Origin of the sequence: Microcoleus sp. Pol11C3 (assembly GCF_036701485.1) — a bacterium.
Taxonomy (GTDB): Bacteria; Cyanobacteriota; Cyanobacteriia; order Cyanobacteriales; family Microcoleaceae; genus Microcoleus.
Map to the genome: position 1 here is coordinate 1 of NZ_JAUBQW010000118.1, position 20,716 is coordinate 20,716.

The window sequence follows — 20,716 nt, forward strand, 5'->3', positions numbered from 1 at the left end:
AAGTTACATCAGCAAATATTTGGAATTGGTTTACTCACTGCTGTTATTGTACCTCACCTTTGTAAGAAATGCTATATTTTGGCTTTAATAGCGGGCATCATTAAAAATATGTGCTCCCGCTCTCCGAATTTATTGAGATTTACTGAGAGAGAATTACGTAAGCAAAAACCGGGCTTTCTACAAAACCCGGTTTCAACAATTGAACTTAATTTGACTCTAATTTTGAGCATTTTCAGAACTAGGTGGCAGCGTCACAAAATTACCAAAAGCTCCAACAGTTTGATAGCTTTTTTTGCCTAATTCAGTTGTATAAATGCTGACAACGCCTAAATTCTGACGCTGCGTTGTATTGTCGAGCAAGCTTTCGATCGTGCCCCGCTGCGAAGTCAGCAAATTCTTGCAACTGCCGAGCAAAGTATCTGTAATACCGCTCAAAGCTTTCGGCACGCGAGAATCTTTGCACACAGTGCTTTCCAACTCGGTTTGGAGTACGCCGGAAGCATAAGTTAGGTATTTGTCTCTCCCAGGATTTGTAAATGCCATGCCGGCGGCTAGAAGAGTCAGGGCGATCGCAACTTTTCCGACATTGCCGAAAAAATTAGAAGTTGGTTTGTTAGTATTCATCGCTTTATCAATAATCATTTTTTTTAGCCCCGTTGATTTATAAGCTTCTCTTGATTTAAACTACACCTCCTTAGAAACAGATTTCCGAAAGGAGGGGACAGTTTTTAGATTGGAGGCCAGTTGCGAGTAAGTCTCTCACTGGTTTACCTTCTTTTTACGTTTCCCCCTCCCTCAAATCCGGTAAATTTTCAACAAAACATTTAGCTGGTTCCCAGGCACAGCCTGGGGATGAGGAATTTAAACTTAGTTTCGCTGTGATTTTTGCCGATCGATCTCCCGCTGCAACTCTTCAATCTGACGGCGCAAAGCCTCCGTCTCGCTGTTAGGCGTTTGGGACTTGACATCAACCGCACCCTCAGCAACAGCCCGCTTGTAGTTCCCCAGCTTAATTTGGCGGTATTCCTCGGAACTTGCCCAGTCTCGCAAATACCGCAGGCGTTCCACCGGGAAAGGGTGACTCAGCATCACGCCCTGGCCGCCGTTGTAAAGTAAAAATTTATACACTTGGTTGAGATTGTCTCGATCGAGCTCTTGATAGTTGTCAGACTGGCGGATAAATTCTTGCAAACTGCATTGGTCAGCATATTTACTGCTAACTCCCGCAAGTTTCATCATCGTCTTCATCACACTGTTTAAGTCATCCGTTACCAACAAAGCCGCCCGGTCTGCCGACAATTCAGCCTTGCGCCGCCACTCATAAAAAGCGAAAATTAAACCGCTGCCGACAATATTTCCCAGCCCGAAAGTCATCTCGCCAATTGTCGATGCGACGTTCATCGCCCACATCGCCATTTGATTTAAAATTGGATGACCACATTTAATGTGTCCCAACTCGTGAGCCAGCACAGTCTTAATTTCAGCCTCGTCCAACAAGTCTAAAAGACCAGTGTTTAATACTATGTATGGCTGGTTTTTTCCTAGGGCATAGCTGTTAACTGAGGGATTCTGAGAAACAAACAAACCCGGTTCTGGAAAAACATCTAAATCCTGCACGCATTCCCGAAAAATATGATAGATGCTGGCATATTGGCGCGGCCCGACTTGAATGCTATTTCCCATTAGGTAAACGAATTGCGGTCGTTCGTAGACAAATTCTACAAATTTGCTGGCAATTAAGTCAAATCCAGGCACGCTTCGCAGCGCTTCCTCAGCTTGGCGATCGAGGGGATGCTGAAATGCTTCACTAGAAATTCCCGTATAAGTAGGCATAGTTGTTGCAAAAGTTACATTCAAGATATCAGGATTGCCGATCGCTGCTGGTGCTAGCTGGCGCCTGACTTATCAATATTATCGCGACAAATATTGAACTGTTGTGGAACAGGGCAGAAAGCCTGTTCAAATTAGCGTTAAAATTGTGATTCTGGTACAGGCGCGATCGACAAACATCTTTCACAGTGCCTGTGTATCGCCTCACCCAAAAATAGGAACGTGCAAAAATGGCTATCCTGCGACTCGAAAACGGTACAACCTACACACAACAAAGCGACATTACCCGAGAACTCGCTTCCTTAAACATTAAACTCAACCGCTGGCCCGTGGGTGACAGCGCTGAAATTCAAAATTTGTTAGCTAAAGATGCTCTTGACGACAATCAAAAAGAGCAAGTGCTGGAAGCCCTCGACGGCTACTTTCAACAACTCAAGGAAACGGCAGGCTATCAATCCCGCGACTTACTCGTACTGCACCCAGACATTCCCAACCTCGACACCATGCTGTCCAAATTCAACAAGTGCCACATCCACGCCGATGATGAAGTCCGCTATATCGTAGCAGGCGAGGGCATTTTCGGCTTCGTGCGGCCCGACGGTAGCCAAGTCGAACTCACAGTGCAGCCGGAAGAATTTATCAACGTGCCGGCGAATACAGAACACTGGTTTTATTTGACAGCAGCCCGGAAAATTAAAGCGGTGCGCTATTTTACCACCCAAGAAGGCTGGACGCCGGAGTATACCGATACCGAAATTCGATCGCGTTTAGCTGCTGTTTGAACAGTTGACAGTTGACGGTTGACGGCAATCTTCAAATCGTCTAAAAATCCTCAAACTCAGCCTCAAATTTTGTGGTTTGAAGATTGCAAGATGCTCAAAGCAACCGCCTCCGCCACCTTAATCCCATCAATCCCCGCGGACAGGATTCCACCCGCATATCCTGCACCTTCCCCAGCAGGATAAAGACCTTCTGTATTCAAACTCTGATAATCTTCCTTGCGTTTAATCCGAATTGGTGAAGAAGTGCGCGTTTCCACCCCAGTCAAAACCGCATCATCCATCGCAAATCCTTTAATCTGTTTGTCAAAAGCCGGAAGTGCTTCGCGGATGGCTGCGATCGCATAATCTGGCAAACTTTCGCTCAAATCAGTCATCACAACACCCGGCGTATAAGACGGCTGCACAGCGCCTAGCGCCGTGGAAGGGCGATTCGCCAAAAAATCCCCCACAAGCTGCCCAGGGGCGTTGTAAGTGCCACCACCTAACTCAAATGCCCGTTCTTCTAGGCGACGCTGAAACTCAATTCCTGCTAAAGGATGACCCGGATAATCCTCCGGCGTGATACCCACCACAATCCCGCTGTTAGCATTGCGTTCATTCCGAGAATATTGACTCATCCCATTAGTAACAAGTCGCCCCGGTTCTGACGCAGCCGCCACTACCAAACCACCGGGACACATACAGAAACTATATACTGAACGACCGTTTTGGCAATGGTGAACCAGTTTGTAATCGGCGGCACCCAAAAGCTTATGGCCCGCCCGATCGCCAAAACGACAGCGATCGATCGTAGTCTGCGGATGTTCCACTCGAAAACCAATAGAAAATGGTTTAGCCTCGATGTAAACCCCGCGCGAAAACAACATTTCAAAAGTATCGCGGGCGCTGTGTCCCACCGCCAGGACAATATAATTACTAGCAATATATTCTCCACTGGCGATGGTAAGCCCCTGCACTTTTCCATCTTCGATGTGAATATCTTTCACACGAGTTTGAAAGCGAATTTCTCCGCCTAATGATTCTATTTGGGCGCGAATACTTTGGACAATTCCCACCAGTTTGAACGTGCCAATATGCGGCTTATTAACATATAAAATTTCCGGTGAAGCTCCCGCATTCACAAGTTCCGTCAGCACCTTCCGCCCATAATGTTGAGGATCTTTAACTTGGCTGTAGAGTTTGCCATCGGAAAAAGTACCCGCACCACCTTCCCCAAACTGGGCATTAGATTCTGGGTTGAATTCTGCTTTTTTCTTCCAAAATCCAAAGGTATCAACCGTGCGATCGCGCACTGCTTTACCGCGTTCTAAAAGGATGGGGCGAAACCCCATTTGTGCCAGCATCAGACCTGCAAACATACCGCAGGGCCCTGTACCAATCACAATGGGGCGAATCGTCAAATTGCTGGGGGCTTTGGCTACCAAGCGATAACTCGTATCTGGCGTCACCATCACATGAGGATCTTTTTTGAAGCGTTGGAGAAGTTGCTTTTCCTGTGTCGTCTCTACATCCACAATATAGACAAGGAGGATTTCTGCTTTTTTACGAGCATCGTAGCTGCGCTTGAAGATGGAATAGCCGAGCAATTCTTCGGGGGGAATTTGCAGCTTTTTGAGAATGGCGCTGGCGATCGCATCTTGAGGATGATCTAGGGGGAGTTTTATTTCGGTTATTCGTAACATATAGTGGAAGGAAGAAGGAAGAAGGAAGAAGGAAGAAGGAAGAATAAAAATCCCGAACAGAAGTATTATAACTATTTAACCGGGCATCCTATGGGCGATCGTCATCGGTCATCGATTTTTGATTTTAGATTGAAGAAACGTTATAATAAGCAAAAAATTAAGTTTTGTAAAGACCCTTGACTGCAACATTTACACCCAAAAACAGCCGCACCTGGCACGCTCTCAACCCCCTGTGGCAAGGAGCCGAAGACGCAGTACAGAAGGGTTTGCCCCACACCAAGCTCGCACCGGCGTGGCAAATACTGCTCCTGGGCGACGGTTCTCCCACCCGTCACCTGCAACTGCTGACAGGGGAACCCACAGAAGTAGATGTGATCGATATGTCTTTAGTTGGTGAAGACGCAGACGGCGCGCCCCAGCAAATTGTCGCGGTTCCGGGGCCGCGCCTGCGCCGCCAAGTGTGGCTGCGAACAGCTTCGGGACAGCGCTTGGCCTATGCGACTTCTTGGTGGGAAGCGAGTCATGTAGACGAATATTTACAAAATAAATCTTTGCCAATTTGGGCTAGTTTAGCGAGGCTGCGGACAGAATTGTATCGCGATGTGCAGGGCATTTATTGCGGTGATTCCGTGGCCTTGGAGTCAGCTTTTGAACAGTCGGGGCCTTTTTGGGGGCGACACTATTTGTTTTGGCATCACGGGAAGCCATTGACTCTGATTTATGAGGTTTTTTCTCCTTATTTAACTAAGTATTTGGGGTCGATGCAATTGGATGTTGATTGAGATGCTATCGACCGATCGAGGGTTTTGGCATCTGAGGCAGTTTACTAATTGTGACACGCTTGCCTTAGTCTTTTTTGATAAACCGCGAAGACGCCAAGAACACAAAGAAGAAGAGGAAGATCGAGCCCGAGGGCATACAGCCGGATTTGGTATGAGCTTCCCCGACTTCTTGAAGATGTCGGATTGAAGATGTCGGAGAGCTGGATTTTCTACCTATTCATAGTTGTGCGACGAAATTTCACTCGCAAACCGTCGCGGGGACGAGGCATCGGTATTGCGATCAAATTCAAATCTTGATCCGGTAACAGATCCCACTCGTACTCCGGAACCATCTTTGCTGCAAACAACTTCATCTCTAATCGGGCAAATTCTTTGCCCAAACATTCTCGCAAACCGCCTCCAAAGGGCACGTAACTGAAAGGTTTAGCCGATCGGTCCAAGCTAAATCGATCGGGGTCGAATCGCTCGGGTTCAGGATAAAGTTGACTATCCTGATGGGTTTGAGTAATCCCTGAAATCACGCTCCAACCCTTGGGAATTTCATAGCCGCCGAACTCACAAGCATTAATTACTGTCCGAAAAACACCTCCCGCCGGTGGAACTAAACGCAGCACTTCTCGCAGCACCTGTTCTAAATAAGTCATTTGTTTGAGCTGTTCCAATGTTAGGGGTTCAGTTGCGGGGAACTGCTGCTGTTCGGCCCGCACTTTTGCCATCACATCGGGATGTTGAGCTAGGAGAAGGCAAAAAGAGGCGATCGCCGAAGTTAAAGTTTCGTGTCCCGCAAACAGCAGCAACAGCACTTGATCTTTTAACTCATCCAAACTCAAACTATTTCCCTCCTCATCGCGAGCCGAAATCAGCAAACTCAAAGCATCATTGCCACTAGGGGTTCCAAGCTTGCGATCGCGAATAATCTTTTCAAGTTCTGCCAACAGCAGCTTTCTGCCCTTTTTAGCTTTGCCAAACTTAGTCCAAGGTACATCTAAAGGAATAGAAAATAAACCATCAGAGAAGGTTTCAAAATAATGTCCTAGCGCCGTTTCCGAACCATTATCAATCCCTACCAACAACTTAGCCGCAACATCAAAAGTATAATTTCTCAGTTCGGGATACCAAGTCATGGTTTCCATTTTTGCCCATTTTTCCAAATAGCGCTGAGTGATATTTTCCATCGCGCCGATGTAGCCAAGCAAAGCTCGCGGCTGAAACGCTTGGTACATCAACTTGCGGCGATTTATGTGGTTAGCACCCGTTTGCACCGACAAGGAAAGCGGGCCTAAAAGCGCTTGCGTACTCGCAGGAAAACTCGCAACAAAATATTGGTTGTCATTGCTTAAAACAAACAAACTAGCCTCTTGGCCACGCATAAACACGGTAGGCTGTCCGAAAAGGCTGGTTTTGAAAATGGGCCCGTACTGCTGGTGGCGTTTTTTGGCAAATTGGGAATCTTGCAAAAAGTTGAGGGTATCGCCAATTAGGGGTAAACCGAAACTGCCGGGAGGTAATGCCATTTTAGATTTTAGATTTTAGATTTTTAATATCATATCAATTTTAGTTGGAGGGTGGGCAATACGCACCCGACAAATTTCTTCTGGTAAAATAAGTTTTCTCTATTTGTAACCTGTCGGCTGCGTCAATCTTAAGGTTATTACAAAAAAATCTGGTTTGTCCAACTGATGCACCTTAGTATTTTGGTCGAACCACCAATTTAATTTTCTGTGGTTTTAATCGGAATCTCGATTATAAATTCAGTGCCTTTCCCCACCACCGAGAAACACTTAATTTCACCTTTATGTTTTTCGACAATAATTGAATGGGAAATCGCTAAACCCATCCCCGTCCCCGAACCTATCGGTTTTGTAGTATAGAACGGGTCAAATATCCGCTGCTTGACTTGATCGGTCATCCCTGCCCCGTTATCAGCAATTCTAATCACAGCGAGAGTACCTTCTACCTCTGTACGAATGCGGATAATTCCCGGATTATCGAGCGGTTGTTGTAAAACGTCAATAGCGTTAGCAATAATATTCATTAACACCTGATTCAAGAGTCCGGCGTAGCACTCAACCAGTGGCAATTGTCCGTATTCTTTAAGGAGTTGAATTGCGGGGCGATCTGGCTGAACTTTCAGACGGTGTTCTAAAATCATCAATGTGCTGTCGATGCCTTCGTGAATGTTAACCTTTTTCATGTCCGATTCATCGAGGCGAGAGAAATTCCGCAAACTCCGCACGATATCCCGGATGCGAGTGGCTCCCACCTGCATAGAAGACAGCATTTTCGGCAAGTCGTCTAGCACAAAATCTAGCTCTAATACCTCTATTTCCTCCTGAAGAGCAGTAGAAGGTTCCGGGTATTCATCTCGATACATTTGCAGCAGTTTCATCAGGCTTGTGGTGTATTCTTCGGTGTAAGTAAGATTGCCGAAAATAAAGCTAACGGGGTTATTGATTTCGTGGGCGATTCCTGCTACCATTTGACCGAGACTGGACATTTTTTCTGCCTGCACGAGTTGGGTTTGAGCTTGCTGAAGTTCGCACAGAGTTACTTCTAGTTGGGCAGTTTGTTCTTGCGCTATCCGGGCTGAATCGACGCTTTGAGTGTAAAGTTCCGCTTGATTAATGGCGATCGCCAATTGGTCGCTTACTGCCTCTAACAGTTCCACTTCTTCATCGCTCCAACACCGCACGCTGCTAGAAGCACCACAGCAAATTAGCCCGATTTTACCAACAGATGTCTGAAGGGGAATGTTCAGCAGAGAAGTGAATCCTACATACATGAAAAATTCCCGCTCTACTGGATCGGTAACAGTCTCACAATCATCCACCCGAATTATTTCCAAATTGGCAATCCGTTCGGCGTAATTACCAGTCGCATCAGCAGGAACTAAACCCAACAACGAAGGCAAATCAGCATTTTTTGCCTCGTATTGCACCGCCCAAACTGGCGGCGAGGCGTCCGGCCAATACCACATAAACAGACAGCGATCGAGTTGCAGCAAGTCGCGAATTTGCTGCACCGTTGTTGCTAAAATAGTATCTAAATCCAGAGATTCGCGGATATTGCTAGCTAGTTGATTCAGCAGCGCTTCCTGCTCGGCTAATTTGCGGAATCTCGCTTCCGACTTTTGCAACTGTCTTTGAGATTCTTTTTGTTTTGTAACGTCCAAACCCAAACCTATTAAGCCGATCGCCTTACCAGAATCATCTTTTACCTTAGTTTTAATGGTCTCCAAATAATGTTCTTTACCATCAGCAAGCTGCATCACTTCTTCAGTATAACAGGGAATATTTTGGCTCCATGCTTTCATGTCAGATGCCATAGAGTTAACAGATGCTTCTAATCCCCAAACTTCGGAATAGTGAGATGCTGCTAAAAATCTTGATTCGGGAATAGCCACATCTTCGCAGAAAGTTTTGTTAGCTAATAACATCCGCCCGCTAGCATTTGTCATCCACACCCAGATCGGAGCGTTGTCAATAATTCCCCTCAAAGTTTGCTTTTGTGTGGCGAGAGCAACTTCTGTTTGTTTGCGCTTAATTCCCAGGGCGATCGCATCGGCACTTAACGCTAAAGCAACCAGTGTTGATTCGTTCAACTCCTGGCGAGCAAACATTGCGATTACTCCCAGCAACTGATTGTCAACAATTAGCGGATATCCAGCAAAAGCCACAATTCCTTCTCGTTTCGCCCATTCTTTGTCGCTGACTCGGGGAGCTTCTTGCACAGAATTAGTGATGTGAGGTTTTCGCTCTCGGGCAATTAAACCAATCTTGAACTCGCCGACAGCAATGCGGCTGTGAGCGCCGTCAATGTGAGTATACATCCCCCCACTTGCTTGCAGCTCCAATACATTTCCCTCTTCATTCAGCGTCCAAATCCGAGCAAACGCAGCATCCAAATGGCGCACAATTGCATCGGTGCAATATTGCAAAGTTGCACGCAAAGTTTGGTTTTGAGTTAGAGCAATTCCCACATCTGCTGTGAATAAAGAAAGTTTTAATTGTTCTGCTAAAGCTTGTTCTGCTATTTTGCGATCTGTAATGTCCGTAGCAGCACCGAGACGCTGCTGAATTTTCCCCTCCTCTGTTCTGCTAAATACAATATCCCGGCTGACTAACCAGTGCCAACAATTCTGTCGATCGCGCACCCGATATTCGTACTCAACAGCCTCGCCGTCGGGAGCATTTTCTAATTGCTGCAAATAGTCGGGAAATTTAGCTAAATCATCAGGGTGGATAATGGTAGGTAACAGACTGCTGCCCATTTGTTGAACTTCTTCGACGGTATAGCCGAGGATGTCAGTGATTTCGCGGTTGCTGTAGACATTTCGCTGCTCGGTTTCGTCGTAAACATAGAGAAGATTCGGGCTGGTATTGGCAATTCGCTCAACAAAACGCTGACTCTCTTGCAGCGCTGCTTCTGCTTGTTTGTAAGCGGTAATGTCGCGGCCGACACCATAGATCAATTCTTCCTCGTAGAAACGGGTAGCAGTCCAGGCTACCCACTTGTAAGATCCGTTTCGACAGCGCCAGCGGTTTTGAAACCCAACGGTATTATTCCCCGCAGCGATACTTTCAGCTTCTTTTAAAGTAGTTTCGCGATCGTCTGGATGCACGAATTCAATGAAGAGTTTGCCAACCATTTCTCCTGGGGAATAGCCGAGTATTTTTTCTCCTGCTGGGTTGATGCGTTTTACATAACCGTCAAAACCAAGGACGCACAGCATATCTAGCGAGAGGCTAAAAAAGCGATCGCACCCGTCGGGATTGCTGGATGGGCGATCGTTTTCCGCTAGGGCCCAAGAGGTGTTTGAGCGCCCCGATACGGCCAAAAAGACAATATTTGCTATTGCCAAAAATCCCAGGGCGAGTTGACTATAGTACAAATTATCACGGCTGCCAGCTACGAGCCACCCGTTTAAGACCAGCAGTACAATTATCCCAATTGAGAATAAACTGCCAGGGGCGATCGTCCCTAGGCTAATTTTTTTTTCATACTGCTTGCTGCCTTCTGCCTTTTCTATTCTGGCGACGGCTGCGGTAAATTTTATCAACAAAAGTTGCAGTAAGTTCGATAATTTAGTGCTTTTCGATTCTTCGATACGAACAGAAGATTTCATTTTTTACTCTTGATTCCGTTTTACTTGTGGTGAGTCAAAATATCAATAAAAATATTTAAATATTATAAGATTTTCCGAGCTGGCAAAATCTAGCATTTTAAAATTTGCGTAAATCTACGCAACCCGGCTAGATAATTAAGTGTATTTACGGAATTAGCGAGCAATCTTTTCTTAGCTGGGATGTGCATTTTTTACTTTTTCCGACTCATTGAGAGAGTTTATCTATAATACTAGGCTACATATTGCTGTTAGTCATTGGACATTTGGCCTAATCTAGCTAATTGGACGCAGAAATTGGGACTCTTGGACGAATAACCTAATTATGTAGGGTTCGCCTGAAGCCGCTTACCGCGTTATAGTAGCGTGTTATACCACTTTTTGGCTCCTGGAATGACCGGGTTTGATATAGGAAAATACTGCGTGGAGCGCCCTGGTCGTGGGTTGAAAAACCCGCAATATTAGTCAAGTTCAAGCAGGTTCAATTTGACTATAAATTATGAAGTTAAAATAAAGATAAACTGCTGATATCATTTCCGGTTACACCGGAATGATGTTGACTGTTAACGGTTGACTGTTCACTGTTCACTGTCAACCGTCAACAGTGAACTCAGTTTAAAACACTAAAGCTCAAACGTGTTTCGATTCATCCGCAGGCGATGGAGCCCAAGCAGCTTGGCGACCTAGTTGCTGTTGCCGAATTCGCTCCAAATTCCCCGCAGGAATAGCAGCTATAAGTTGCCTCGTATAAGCTTGCTGCGGTTGGCGGTAAATGCGCTCAGCAGTGCCAATTTCCTCGATTTTGCCTTTGTTCATGACGATCGCGCGATCGCTCATAAACTTGACCACGCTCAAATCGTGAGAAATAAAAATATAAGTCAGTCCGAACTCTGTTTGCAACTCCTTCAGCAAATTTAAAACTTGCGCCTGCACCGACACATCTAATGCCGAAACAGACTCATCGCAAATAATAAACTTAGGATTCAAGGCCAAAGCTCTAGCAATACAAATTCGCTGCCGCTGCCCACCGGAAAACTCGTGAGGGTAGCGCCGCATAAAATCGGGATTTAAACCCACTCTCTCCAACAAATAAGCCGCGCGATCGCGCTGTTCTTTCTGGTTCTTACCAAAACGGTGAATCACCATCGGTTCCATCACCGCATCCCCAACATTTAGGCGCGGATCGAGAGAACTAAAAGGGTCTTGAAAAATAATTTGCAGATCGCGCCGCAGCCAGCGTAATTTGCGATCGTACTCTTTTTGCATCCGATAATTAGCCATCCACTGCGATCCCGAACTACTTTTCGCAGGAGGCGTAATTTCTTGACCTTCAAAAAACACTTTACCGCTGGCGATCGGAATTAATTGCAGCAAAGCTCTTGCCAAAGTTGATTTGCCGCAGCCAGACTCGCCCACCAAACCCAAAGTCTCGCCCGGGTAAACCTCAAAAGAAATATCGTTTACCGCCATAAACAAGCGTTGAGTTTCCCCAAACATTCCCTTCACAGGAAAACCGACTCGCAAGTTATTAACAGCCAGCAAAGGCTCGGAAATATTCGGCAGCCGAGGCTGTTTTCCTGTTGCAAAAGCGGAAAGTCCGCCGCTGCTGTCGCCGTCTAAATCGACATTTTTCTCGATAATTACTAATTCGCCGCTGGCATTTGTGGTGACATCCATAAAATCGGAAACCGTCGGCAAACGGCGCATTTGCCGATCAAGAGTTGGGCGACAAGCTAATAAACCTTTTGTGTAAGGATGTTGGGGATTGCTGAAAATTTGTTCGATCGCACCGCACTCAACAATCTTGCCTCGGTACATCACCGCCACCGTATCGCCAATTTCCGCAATGACGCCCAAATCGTGGGTAATAAAAATCATTGCCATGCCTCTAGAGTCCCGCAACTCCCGCAGCAAAGCTAAGATTGTTGCCTGCACGGTTACGTCCAAAGCCGTGGTAGGTTCATCAGCAATTAATAAAGTTGGATTGCAAGAAATGGCCATTGCAATCATCACGCGCTGGATTTGACCGCCTGAGAGTTCGTGGGGGTAGCGATCGAGCATAGCTTGTTTTTGGCCGTTGACGAGCTGCATCAAATCGCGATCGTCCTCCATCACCGCTTGATTCCCCGCAGCAGCCCGCGAGTGCTCTTGCCGCAAAGCCAAACACCGCTGCCTGAGCTCATCGTCGCCCGGTAGCAGCTTCACCTCTTGTAGCAGAGAAGCAGCTTGGCGCCGCGCTTCTGTCGGCGACACCTTTTGGTGCAAACAAATGGCTTCTGTGAGTTGAAATCCGATCGTATAAACAGGATTGAGCGAACTCATCGGCTCTTGAAAAATCGTCGCAATCTGGCTGCCGCGGTATGTTTGTTTTTCCCTGTCCCGCATTTCCAGCAGATTCACAGGCCCATTGCTAGCGCCGTCTTTTGTCGGAGAAAACCAAATTTCGCCCTCGATTTTTGTTGACGAACTCGAAAGTAAATCCATCACGGCCAGGGATGTTACTGATTTTCCAGACCCCGACTCTCCCACGATGCCCAGAGTTTGGCCTCGCTTGACCTCAAACGAAATGCCGTCAACCGCTTTGACGGTTGCAGACGCATCGCCTGCGTCCGCAGATTGAAATTCAACCCGCAGGTTGCGAACTTCTAGGACGGTTTCACTCATGGAGGTCTATGGCAAAAGTTAAAGGGAGATTAAGTGGATTGTAGCAGGGCCTGTTGAAGGCAGAAGGCAGGGGGAAAGTTTTAAGTTGTAAGTTTTGAATTTTAAAGTTTAAATTCTTTAACTTAAAACTCAGAACTACTAGAGTGCCTTCTGCCTGCAATTTTCCTCAAAAACCGATGACTTGAGTGTCAGCAGGCAGTGCAGTGGCCTCTGAGACCTTTTTAAACACAGTTGCCTGCTCGTTTAAGGAATTAGGTCTGGCCTGTCCGGGATTGGTGCCTTGCAACTGAAGCCGCATTTGACCTTCGGGAGTCAACTCAAAAACAGTCTGAACAGTTTCTGTGCTGCTGAGGCCGACATCAATGTGCATCGGTTTTTCACCGAGATTAACTTTGTACCTCATTTCTTTGGCGCGGGCGGCTCCGTCGGGGCCTTTAGCCATGAGAAACAATTTGCCTTCTGGGGCAAAGACGAAGGTGAAAGACTGACCGGAGGGGACTGTGCCTTGCCATTGGCCTAGGAGTTGCTGGTCGAGGTTGCTAGCGGCCGGGGCTGCTGTTTCTTGGGCAATTGTTGGTGTTGCTGCGGAGGCTGGGCCCAGTGAGCCGTTGAAGCTAATGAGAATGCCCAAGCAAAGGCTACCTGCGATCGCTTTGCCAATCATTTTTGAATTAGACATGAGACCGATCTAAAAATTGGTTATTTGTTTTGTACACTGTAGCGGTAAAACCGTACTTTGTTTAGTTTAAATTTCTTTTAGGGATAGATATAGGTTGAGGTTCAAACCTGCAACGCAGTTGTCATAGCCGGACTAAAGCTTTTCCTGAGCTTGTTGAAGAGTCACGGGGCTTTCAGTTTTTTTATTGTAAAATCCAATACAAATCCGGCTTAAGCTGCACAGTTCGCTGTTCTGAGTAGATTGTTCTTAACTCAAAACAGCTAATTGACTATTGCGTTCGATCGCACAGATAATTTGGCAAATCGATCGCATTAATAGTTTTTCATTAATTGCTTTCAGTATCGGGTTTGACTTGTTCTGTAGGAGATTCCGGCGCAGGTTCCTGTGGATTTCGCGATCGTTTCATGCGCTCCAATGCCTCTGCGTAAGACCAAGACACGTTCACAATAAAAGCTTTCGCCATGGCGGAAAAAGTTTGTGCATCCTCGGTTTCAGGCACTTCAGCTTTTTGGTTGCCGTCGTTCATCATGTTTTTGTTTTCTCCCGGGCAGGTTTTTATAGCGATTTTTTGCAGTGTGCGATCGATACCCACAAACTAGGATTTTTCTTGCACCCGCACCCTGCTTATCTTTGAGGATATGACCTTGCTCAGCACAAATAATATCATAAATACACTGATTCGATGACCCCATCAGAAAGAAACCTTAACTTCGCTGGTCACGCGCAGCACAGACTCCTGCTGGAAAGTCCGCTTGTAAGTTTCGATAATTTCATTAATAGCTTGATTTTTTTCCCGGCTACTTTCATAAATCAAAATAACTATCTTAGAGTTTTCTCTAATCAACATTCCCGAGCTGTTGAGAAACTGCCCCGACCCGTCTAATACTGTTAGCCCTTCGCGAAAACGAGGGGTAATAACTGCCTTGACAAACTCCTGCCATTCTGATTCAGAAACTGTCTCGCCTCCCGGTTTCGTTAAGCCAAAATACAGTTCATCTTTGAGAAGATTTGTTTGCTTGGCATTAGTAGTATCCGAAGTTTTGGGAGGTTGAGCGCGGGCAATTGTTGCCGGACAAACAGGCAGGATGAACAACAGGCCTGTCAAGCAAATAGTGTTAAGATGTTTATTCATATTATAATTTTCACAATTAAGTTCTTTAGGGTTCGTGAGATCGACAAATCTTTAAATCTCAACTATGAGACTATCGACACTCATGCACCGCCCAACAATTGAATAATACCAATGCTACCGGAAACAATATAATTTAACATAAAACACTTCCAACTCAAAAACCCAGTTTCACATAAGAAACCGGGTTTTTGAGCGTCACTCTTAGTTGATTTATGCTCGCCTACTTGATTGCGTCTGCCGTATGAAGTAACTTAACCTATTTAAACGTCAAAGTGTTCAGGTGTTGAGAAACCCGCAAGGGCGAACACTCTTGGCGCTGCCCCTACAGCAATCAGGTTTCTCAGTGTTAGATTTTTTTAGGTGGAGCTAGTTATCCTTTAATTCGCGGACACTTCTCTTAGCAGTGTCTTGGTACATCTCCCCGAATTCTTTCACGGCTGCTCCTGCCTCTTGTCCAATCTTCTGAGCTCGTTGGCCGGGAGAGTCTGAGGTTTCGCGAGCTTCTTGCCTCCATTCCCGCGTTGTTTGGGGTCTTTCAGAATTGTTTAGCTCAGCTTTTGAGCTGGCTTGCGTGCCAAAACCTTTGTTAGTGCGTCCCGAATCAACAGTGGTTGTCAGCACCAGAAAACCGACTAGGACAACACTCAAAAAACTCTTCATTTGAAAACCCTTAAGCAGGGAACTGATGCGAGCAATGGCTGTGGAAATCAAATTCATCTCAGTAATACTCCCTAAGTTGATTGGTGATAATTTTCAACATTTTTTTCATCTAATTGACTCGCTCCACAACCAGCAGCTAATGCGAGGTAAAGCCAACTTAGCTTTAACGTGCGATTAACCACCTAAATAGAGTTATAGGTTAGCGATAAAATCTGGTAAACACGCCACCTATGTGTCAGCCAATTAGCTTTTTCACACATGAATATCAAGTTAACAGCAGCCAAATATTTCTACCTCTAACTAAAGTCATAACTTAATTAGAAGCAAAACAAATATTTTTATACACATGGTTAGACAATTTTTAATCAATCATGGTATGCAGGGCAAATTCTTACTGCAAGCGATCGCCCGTTTTCACGTCAAACCAGTGCAGCAACTGAGGCGGAAAAACCAGCTCTACAATTTCTGAATTCCAGTGGCGGTCATTTGGCAGCAAAGCCCGCACCGTTACTGGCTCCAAACCTTTAACTCGGACGCTAACTAAATTTTGCATTCCCAAGTTTTCCACTAAATAAACCTCACCTTTAATTGCCTCTGGGGCCGACATATTGCCGGCCTCTGCATCTGCAAAGCCGACGTGTTCCGGGCGAATTCCTAACACAATTTCTGGCGGCACCGTCGGCAGATTTGGGAGTGGAACTCCAAAATCACCTAACATCGCAAAATTGCCCTGACATTTAAGCACTAGCAAATTCATTTGCGGGCTGCCCACAAAACCCGCTACAAACTGATTGGCCGGACGAGTATAAATTAAATGTGGCGGGTCTAGTTGCTGCACGTTGCCGCTGTTGAGAACTGCGACTTTTGTTGAAAGCGTCATTGCTTCGGTTTGGTCGTGAGTGACGTAAACTACAGGAGCTTTTTGGGAGGAAAATAATTGTTTGAGTTCGGCCCTAACTTTTTCCCGTAATAATGCGTCGAGATTGCTCAAAGGTTCGTCGAGCAAAAATACTTCTGGTTGGCGCACTAATGCGCGGCCGAGGGCGACTCGCTGCCGCTGTCCGCCTGATAGTTTTCCGGGTTTGCGATCGATTAATTCAGTCAATCCGAGGGATGTTGCAACTTCCGTCACTAATCGGTTGATTTCGCTGGAGGAAATTTTGCGAAGTTTGAGGCTAGATGCCATATTCTCGTATACTGTCATGTGCGGATACAGCGCGTAACTTTGAAAAACCATTGCAATATCCCGATCGCCCGGTCTGAGATAAGTGACATTGCGATCGCCAATTATAATATCGCCCCTAGTCGGCTGTTCCAACCCTGCAATTAACCGCAGCGTCGTAGATTTGCCGCACCCCGACGGCCCCAGCAAAGTCAGAAATTCCCCTTCGCTGACATCCAAACTAATGTCTTTTACGGGAACAACTTTAGGGCTGTAGGTTTTATTGAGGTTTTTTAGTTGCAATTTTGCCATGATTTTTAAACTGTTGATTGTTGACTGTTGAGTGTGTTGTTTGACTCGTTACCAGCCTCTGCCTGGTAACGCATATCCGGAGGCTCTGCCTCCAATTTTCCTGTTTAAAAAGCGAGGCAGAGCCTCTAGATATCGGTTCCCAGGCAGAGCCTAGGAACGAGTTCTAACGAGTTGTAAACTATCCTTTTACCGCCCCGGCCGTTAAACCTTGAACGATGCGCCGCTGGAACACCAAAACCAGCAAAACTAAGGGCAAAGTTCCCAAAACGGTAGCTGCGGCGATCGGGCCGTAAGGAATCTCAAATACTGACACCCCGCTGAGTTGAGCCGTGGCAACGGGGATTGTTTTTAGAGATTCGCGAGTCATAAATGTTAGTGCAAAAATAAACTCGTTCCAAGCCGAAATAAACGTCAAAATCCCAGTTGTAACTAACGCGGGAAATGTCATCGGTAGCACGATTTGCCAAAGCATTTGAAAAGTGTTGTATCCGTCAACTTTAGCGGCATCTTCTAAATCTTTGGGCAATTGTTGAAAGAAACTCCGCATTACCAAAATTGTCAGCGGCAGATTGATAGCGGTGTAAGGAATAATTAATGCTAAATAATTATTGCCTAAATCCAAAGCTTTGACAATTTCCAGCAGCCCCAAAAATAGCAGCACCGCCGGAAATAGGGTAACAATCGTCACAGTTGCCAGGATAATTCTCTCGCCCCACAGTCGCAACCTGGCCAAAGCGTAAGCTGCAGGAGCGCCTACTGCTAAACACAGCAATGTCGAAGTAATCGAAACAAAAGCGCTATTTAAAATGTACAGTGCAAACGGGCGGCGCTGGAACAGCGACAGGTAATGCTCGAAAGTAATTCGTTTGGGAATGTAGATGTTGGGAATTGCTGAAATATCCGCATTTACTTTGAAAGAAGTTAGTACCTGCCAGAGGATGGGTGCGAGGAAATATGCGACGATTAATATCGCCGAGATGGGCAAGATTAATTGCCGGATGTTAAAGGTTTTTTGGGTAGGTTGTTCGCGGGCGATCGACATAATTTATACCAAGGAAATAAAAGTGCAACTGTTGGTTATCTCAAATCTCAAATCCCAAATCTAAAATCGTTTTAGTTTCCGCCGGCTGCATTGATGCGGGCTCTCGATAACAGGTAAGCTGCGATCGCAACTGCTGCCACTAACATCAAAAAAGTACACACCACCAAAGCCGCCCCATACCCAAAGTCTAAATACCTCATTACCGTGCTGTAAATGTAGATAGAAACCGTCTCCGTTGCCCCCGCCGGCCCCCCTCCCGTCATCACCTGAATCAAGTCAAAAATGCCGAAAGATTGGGCAAATCGAAACAGCAAAGCAATCACAATCTGCGGCATCAGCAGAGGCAGGGTAACTTGACGGAAACTCTGCCAGCTACTCGCGCCGTCAATAGCGTGTGCTTCGTACAAATCACCGGGAATGGACTGCAATCCCGCTAGCAAAAGTAAGCTGACAAAAGGCGTAGTTTTCCACACATCCGCTGTAATTACTGCCATCATTGCTAAAGTCGGATCTCCCAGCCAGCTAATGCTATTTTTAATCAATCCCAAACGCATCAAAATATCGTTAATTACGCCGTATTGGTCGTTAAAAATCCACGCCCAAGCTACTCCCATCAATGCAGTGGGCAACGCCCAAGGTAGCAAGGAGATTGTGCGAACAATGCCGCGCCCTGGAAAAGATTGATTTAAGACTAAGGCAATGCCCATACCGATAATTAATTCCAGCACAACAGAGGCGACTGTAAATACTGTGGTGTTGCCTAAAGTTTGCCAGAAACGCCCGTCGCCTAACATTCGACTGTAGTTAGCAAAACCGGAAAAAACCAGTTTTAGTTCTGTACCGAGGTTTTGGGTAAATAAACTCAGCCAAAAAGCGCGCAATATTGGGTAAGCAAATACTAGCATCAGAATTATCAAAGCTGGTGCTACTAATATCCATCCGGTTTTTTGTTCGCGCTGTCGCATCTTGTCTAATTGCATATTGTTCACCTTTAATTTATTTTTGGGCGGGCTAGAAGCCCACCACACAATTAAATTAACTCTTTGTGGAACAGGCATCTTGCCTGTTGCTAACTCTTTGTGGAACAGGCATCTTGCCTGTTTCTAACTCTTTGTGGAACAGGCATCTTGCCTGTTCTGGCGGGCAAGATGCCCACCCCACAATAAAAAAATTCACTCTTTTTGGAACAGGGATCTTGCCTGTTTCTGACAGAGGCAAAATGTCAAATTTACGAAGCTTGGGTTTGTTTCAAACTGCCTAATAAATTGCGAGTTTCGCTAGCTGCTGCTTTCATTGCTTGTTCTGCACTCATTCTCCCGGTAAAAGCTGAACTTAAATAGCGCTGCAAAATATCAGAAGCTTGAGCGTATTGTGCCAGGGGCGGGCGCAAAGCTGACCGTTCCACTACTTTTAGCAGTTCCGGGTAGTGGGGATATTTGGCGACTATTTCTTTGTTGGTAAATAGGGATTTGTAACTGGGAACTAAACCGGTTTGTAAAATAAATTTGCGCTGGGTTTCCTCGCTGGTAAGGAACTGAATTGCTTTCCACGCTTGTTCTGGATGTTTTGAGGTTTTGGCAATTCCCCAGCCCCAGCCGCCCAAGCAGGAACCGCCTGTTTTACCCGTACTGCTGAGCATTGGCTCGATCGCAATTTTGCCTCTAACATTCGATCCTTCGGCATTTGCCAGCTTCCAAACATACGGCCAGTTTCGCAAAAATAGTGCTTTGCCGTTTTGAAACAACAGCCGGGTTTCTTCTTCGCCGTAGGTGGTGACACCCGGAGGAGAAATGCCCGAGGCGATCGTATTTTTGAGAAATTCAACTGCTTTAATTGCCTCCGGTTTATCTAACCCAACTTCAAAAGTTTGAGGGTTGGCCCAGAAGCCCCCGAAACCGGAGAGCACCTCGACAAACATCGCAGAGACTCCCTCGTATTGTTTGCCTTGCCACAGATAACCCCAAGTTGCTTTTCCCTGTTTTTGCAAGTTTTGAGAGATTTTTATCATCTCTTCAAAGGTTTTCGGCGCTGGAATTTTCGCTTGTTCTAAAATGTCTTTGCGGTAATAAAGCATTCCGGCATCGGAAGCATGGGGAATTCGGTAAAGTTTGCCCCGATACCGTCCGCCTTCGACGTTACCTTGGATGAATTTGGAAAGTTGTTCCGGGGGAATTCTGTCTGTCAAATCGCTTACCCAACCTGCGGCTGCAAATTTGGGAACCCAGACAATATCCATGTTGATGATGTCGTAGGGCGATTCGCCTAAAAGAAAGGCAGATGTGTAAAGATTTTCTATGAGGTTGCTGTCAAAAGGCCCTTCTATGAGGTTGATGCGAATGTCGGGGTTTTTCTGTTCAAATTCTTTGACAAAGGGTTTCCAGTTAACAAGGTCTTGACCTTGCATTAACATGGTGAGCACGACTGGCTGTTGAGTCAGTGCCGGCAGAATAAATAAAAGCAAGACGGTGGCTAATGTGACAGCGAATAAGGCTAAAAGGCGAGGCTTCTGCCTTCCTTGCGGCGGGGAATTTATTTTTTGCATTTGCTTTTGAGAAGTAGCTGTGCGATCGCCTTCTTTCTCTCATAACTCGCTTTCTTTTGTTTCGCTGGATTTAGCGAGTTTGTGCAATAAAAATTTAAGTAAACTTTAGCTTACTTAATAATGCTTGAGTGGAAAGTTCAAATTTTGATTTAACTGATTAGATGGTGAGTTAAATTAACATCTATCTACAGATAGATATTAAACCTGTTATTACAAAAATCATCAACTATCTTGAGATTATCTGCGTTCATTGGTGACAAGTTAAGAAGAGCGATAGAAAGTCAAGAGGGACTTTCTTAACAAGCTCAAACGTGTGAAACTCAGA

Annotated in this window: 16 protein-coding genes; 2 read left to right on the top strand and 14 right to left on the bottom strand. The window is 45.8% G+C overall.

Features of this window, described 5'->3' with window-relative positions:
• Positions 1-216: 216 nt before the first annotated feature.
• Entirely contained in the window at positions 217-642 is a 426-nt protein-coding gene (locus QUA40_RS22000) for a DUF4359 domain-containing protein (protein ID WP_333129755.1), read from the bottom strand.
• Positions 643-867: 225 nt separating this feature from the next.
• Positions 868-1,833 carry a M48 family metallopeptidase gene (locus tag QUA40_RS22005; RefSeq protein ID WP_333129757.1) on the bottom strand — a complete coding sequence of 322 codons (966 nt, stop codon included), beginning with the start codon at positions 1,831-1,833 and terminating at the stop codon, positions 868-870.
• Positions 1,834-2,060: 227 nt separating this feature from the next.
• Here QUA40_RS22005 and QUA40_RS22010 point away from each other — a divergent pair, with 227 nt between their 5' ends.
• A complete protein-coding gene (locus tag QUA40_RS22010) occupies positions 2,061-2,612 on the top strand; it encodes an acireductone dioxygenase (protein ID WP_333129759.1) in 552 nt (183 codons plus the stop codon).
• A 62-nt stretch (positions 2,613-2,674) separates the two neighbouring features.
• On the opposite strand, the gene QUA40_RS22015 is transcribed toward QUA40_RS22010, so the two are convergent.
• Positions 2,675-4,294: an NAD(P)/FAD-dependent oxidoreductase gene (locus tag QUA40_RS22015; protein WP_333129761.1), complete on the bottom strand. Its 1,620-nt coding sequence runs from the start codon at positions 4,292-4,294 to the stop codon at positions 2,675-2,677.
• A gap of 176 nt (positions 4,295-4,470) precedes the next feature.
• On the opposite strand from QUA40_RS22015, the gene QUA40_RS22020 reads away from it, so the two are divergent.
• On the top strand, positions 4,471-5,076 hold the full coding sequence (locus tag QUA40_RS22020) for a chorismate lyase (protein ID WP_333129762.1): 606 nt from the start codon (positions 4,471-4,473) through the stop codon (positions 5,074-5,076).
• 209 nt (positions 5,077-5,285) lie between these two features.
• Here the strand turns inward: QUA40_RS22020 and QUA40_RS22025 are convergent, their stop codons facing one another.
• The 11 genes from QUA40_RS22025 to QUA40_RS22075 all read right to left on the bottom strand — a co-directional run bounded on the left by QUA40_RS22025 (position 5,286) and on the right by QUA40_RS22075 (position 20,391).
• A complete protein-coding gene (locus QUA40_RS22025) occupies positions 5,286-6,590 on the bottom strand; it encodes a cytochrome P450 (protein ID WP_333129764.1) in 1,305 nt (434 codons plus the stop codon).
• A gap of 197 nt (positions 6,591-6,787) precedes the next feature.
• Positions 6,788-10,201 (bottom strand): PAS domain S-box protein, encoded by a 3,414-nt coding sequence (locus QUA40_RS22030; RefSeq protein ID WP_333129766.1) that lies wholly within the window; start codon positions 10,199-10,201, stop codon positions 6,788-6,790.
• 627 nt (positions 10,202-10,828) lie between these two features.
• Positions 10,829-12,862: an ABC transporter ATP-binding protein gene (locus QUA40_RS22035; protein ID WP_333129768.1), complete on the bottom strand. Its 2,034-nt coding sequence runs from the start codon at positions 12,860-12,862 to the stop codon at positions 10,829-10,831.
• 166 nt (positions 12,863-13,028) lie between these two features.
• Positions 13,029-13,541: a hypothetical protein gene (locus QUA40_RS22040; protein WP_333129770.1), complete on the bottom strand. Its 513-nt coding sequence runs from the start codon at positions 13,539-13,541 to the stop codon at positions 13,029-13,031.
• 325 nt (positions 13,542-13,866) lie between these two features.
• A complete protein-coding gene (locus QUA40_RS22045; RefSeq protein ID WP_333129772.1) occupies positions 13,867-14,070 on the bottom strand; it encodes a hypothetical protein in 204 nt (67 codons plus the stop codon).
• A 162-nt stretch (positions 14,071-14,232) separates the two neighbouring features.
• Positions 14,233-14,673 carry a DUF3574 domain-containing protein gene (locus QUA40_RS22050; protein WP_333129774.1) on the bottom strand — a complete coding sequence of 147 codons (441 nt, stop codon included), beginning with the start codon at positions 14,671-14,673 and terminating at the stop codon, positions 14,233-14,235.
• A 366-nt stretch (positions 14,674-15,039) separates the two neighbouring features.
• Entirely contained in the window at positions 15,040-15,390 is a 351-nt protein-coding gene (locus QUA40_RS22055) for a hypothetical protein (RefSeq protein WP_333129775.1), read from the bottom strand.
• A 334-nt stretch (positions 15,391-15,724) separates the two neighbouring features.
• Positions 15,725-16,807: an ABC transporter ATP-binding protein gene (locus QUA40_RS22060; protein ID WP_333129777.1), complete on the bottom strand. Its 1,083-nt coding sequence runs from the start codon at positions 16,805-16,807 to the stop codon at positions 15,725-15,727.
• A gap of 178 nt (positions 16,808-16,985) precedes the next feature.
• Positions 16,986-17,849, bottom strand: coding sequence for a carbohydrate ABC transporter permease (locus QUA40_RS22065; RefSeq protein ID WP_333129780.1), 864 nt, complete (start codon positions 17,847-17,849; stop codon positions 16,986-16,988).
• 71 nt (positions 17,850-17,920) lie between these two features.
• Positions 17,921-18,829, bottom strand: coding sequence for a sugar ABC transporter permease (locus QUA40_RS22070; RefSeq protein WP_333129783.1), 909 nt, complete (start codon positions 18,827-18,829; stop codon positions 17,921-17,923).
• Between the two features lie 248 nt (positions 18,830-19,077).
• On the bottom strand, positions 19,078-20,391 hold the full coding sequence (locus QUA40_RS22075) for an ABC transporter substrate-binding protein (RefSeq protein WP_333129785.1): 1,314 nt from the start codon (positions 20,389-20,391) through the stop codon (positions 19,078-19,080).
• Positions 20,392-20,716 lie beyond the last annotated feature (325 nt).

Excerpts from the sequence above, each read along its gene's own strand:
- QUA40_RS22000 (WP_333129755.1), bottom strand. The coding sequence starts at position 642 with ATGATTATTGATAAAGCGATGAATACTAACAAACCAACTTCTAATTTT.
- QUA40_RS22005 (WP_333129757.1), bottom strand. The coding sequence starts at position 1,833 with ATGCCTACTTATACGGGAATTTCTAGTGAAGCATTTCAGCATCCCCTC.
- QUA40_RS22010 (WP_333129759.1), top strand. The coding sequence starts at position 2,061 with ATGGCTATCCTGCGACTCGAAAACGGTACAACCTACACACAACAAAGC.
- QUA40_RS22015 (WP_333129761.1), bottom strand. The coding sequence starts at position 4,294 with ATGTTACGAATAACCGAAATAAAACTCCCCCTAGATCATCCTCAAGAT.
- QUA40_RS22025 (WP_333129764.1), bottom strand. The coding sequence starts at position 6,590 with ATGGCATTACCTCCCGGCAGTTTCGGTTTACCCCTAATTGGCGATACC.
- QUA40_RS22030 (WP_333129766.1), bottom strand. The coding sequence starts at position 10,201 with ATGAAATCTTCTGTTCGTATCGAAGAATCGAAAAGCACTAAATTATCG.
- QUA40_RS22035 (WP_333129768.1), bottom strand. The coding sequence starts at position 12,862 with ATGAGTGAAACCGTCCTAGAAGTTCGCAACCTGCGGGTTGAATTTCAA.
- QUA40_RS22040 (WP_333129770.1), bottom strand. The coding sequence starts at position 13,541 with ATGTCTAATTCAAAAATGATTGGCAAAGCGATCGCAGGTAGCCTTTGC.
- QUA40_RS22045 (WP_333129772.1), bottom strand. The coding sequence starts at position 14,070 with ATGATGAACGACGGCAACCAAAAAGCTGAAGTGCCTGAAACCGAGGAT.
- QUA40_RS22050 (WP_333129774.1), bottom strand. The coding sequence starts at position 14,673 with ATGAATAAACATCTTAACACTATTTGCTTGACAGGCCTGTTGTTCATC.
- QUA40_RS22055 (WP_333129775.1), bottom strand. The coding sequence starts at position 15,390 with ATGAATTTGATTTCCACAGCCATTGCTCGCATCAGTTCCCTGCTTAAG.
- QUA40_RS22060 (WP_333129777.1), bottom strand. The coding sequence starts at position 16,807 with ATGGCAAAATTGCAACTAAAAAACCTCAATAAAACCTACAGCCCTAAA.
- QUA40_RS22065 (WP_333129780.1), bottom strand. The coding sequence starts at position 17,849 with ATGTCGATCGCCCGCGAACAACCTACCCAAAAAACCTTTAACATCCGG.
- QUA40_RS22070 (WP_333129783.1), bottom strand. The coding sequence starts at position 18,829 with ATGCAATTAGACAAGATGCGACAGCGCGAACAAAAAACCGGATGGATA.
- QUA40_RS22075 (WP_333129785.1), bottom strand. The coding sequence starts at position 20,391 with ATGCAAAAAATAAATTCCCCGCCGCAAGGAAGGCAGAAGCCTCGCCTT.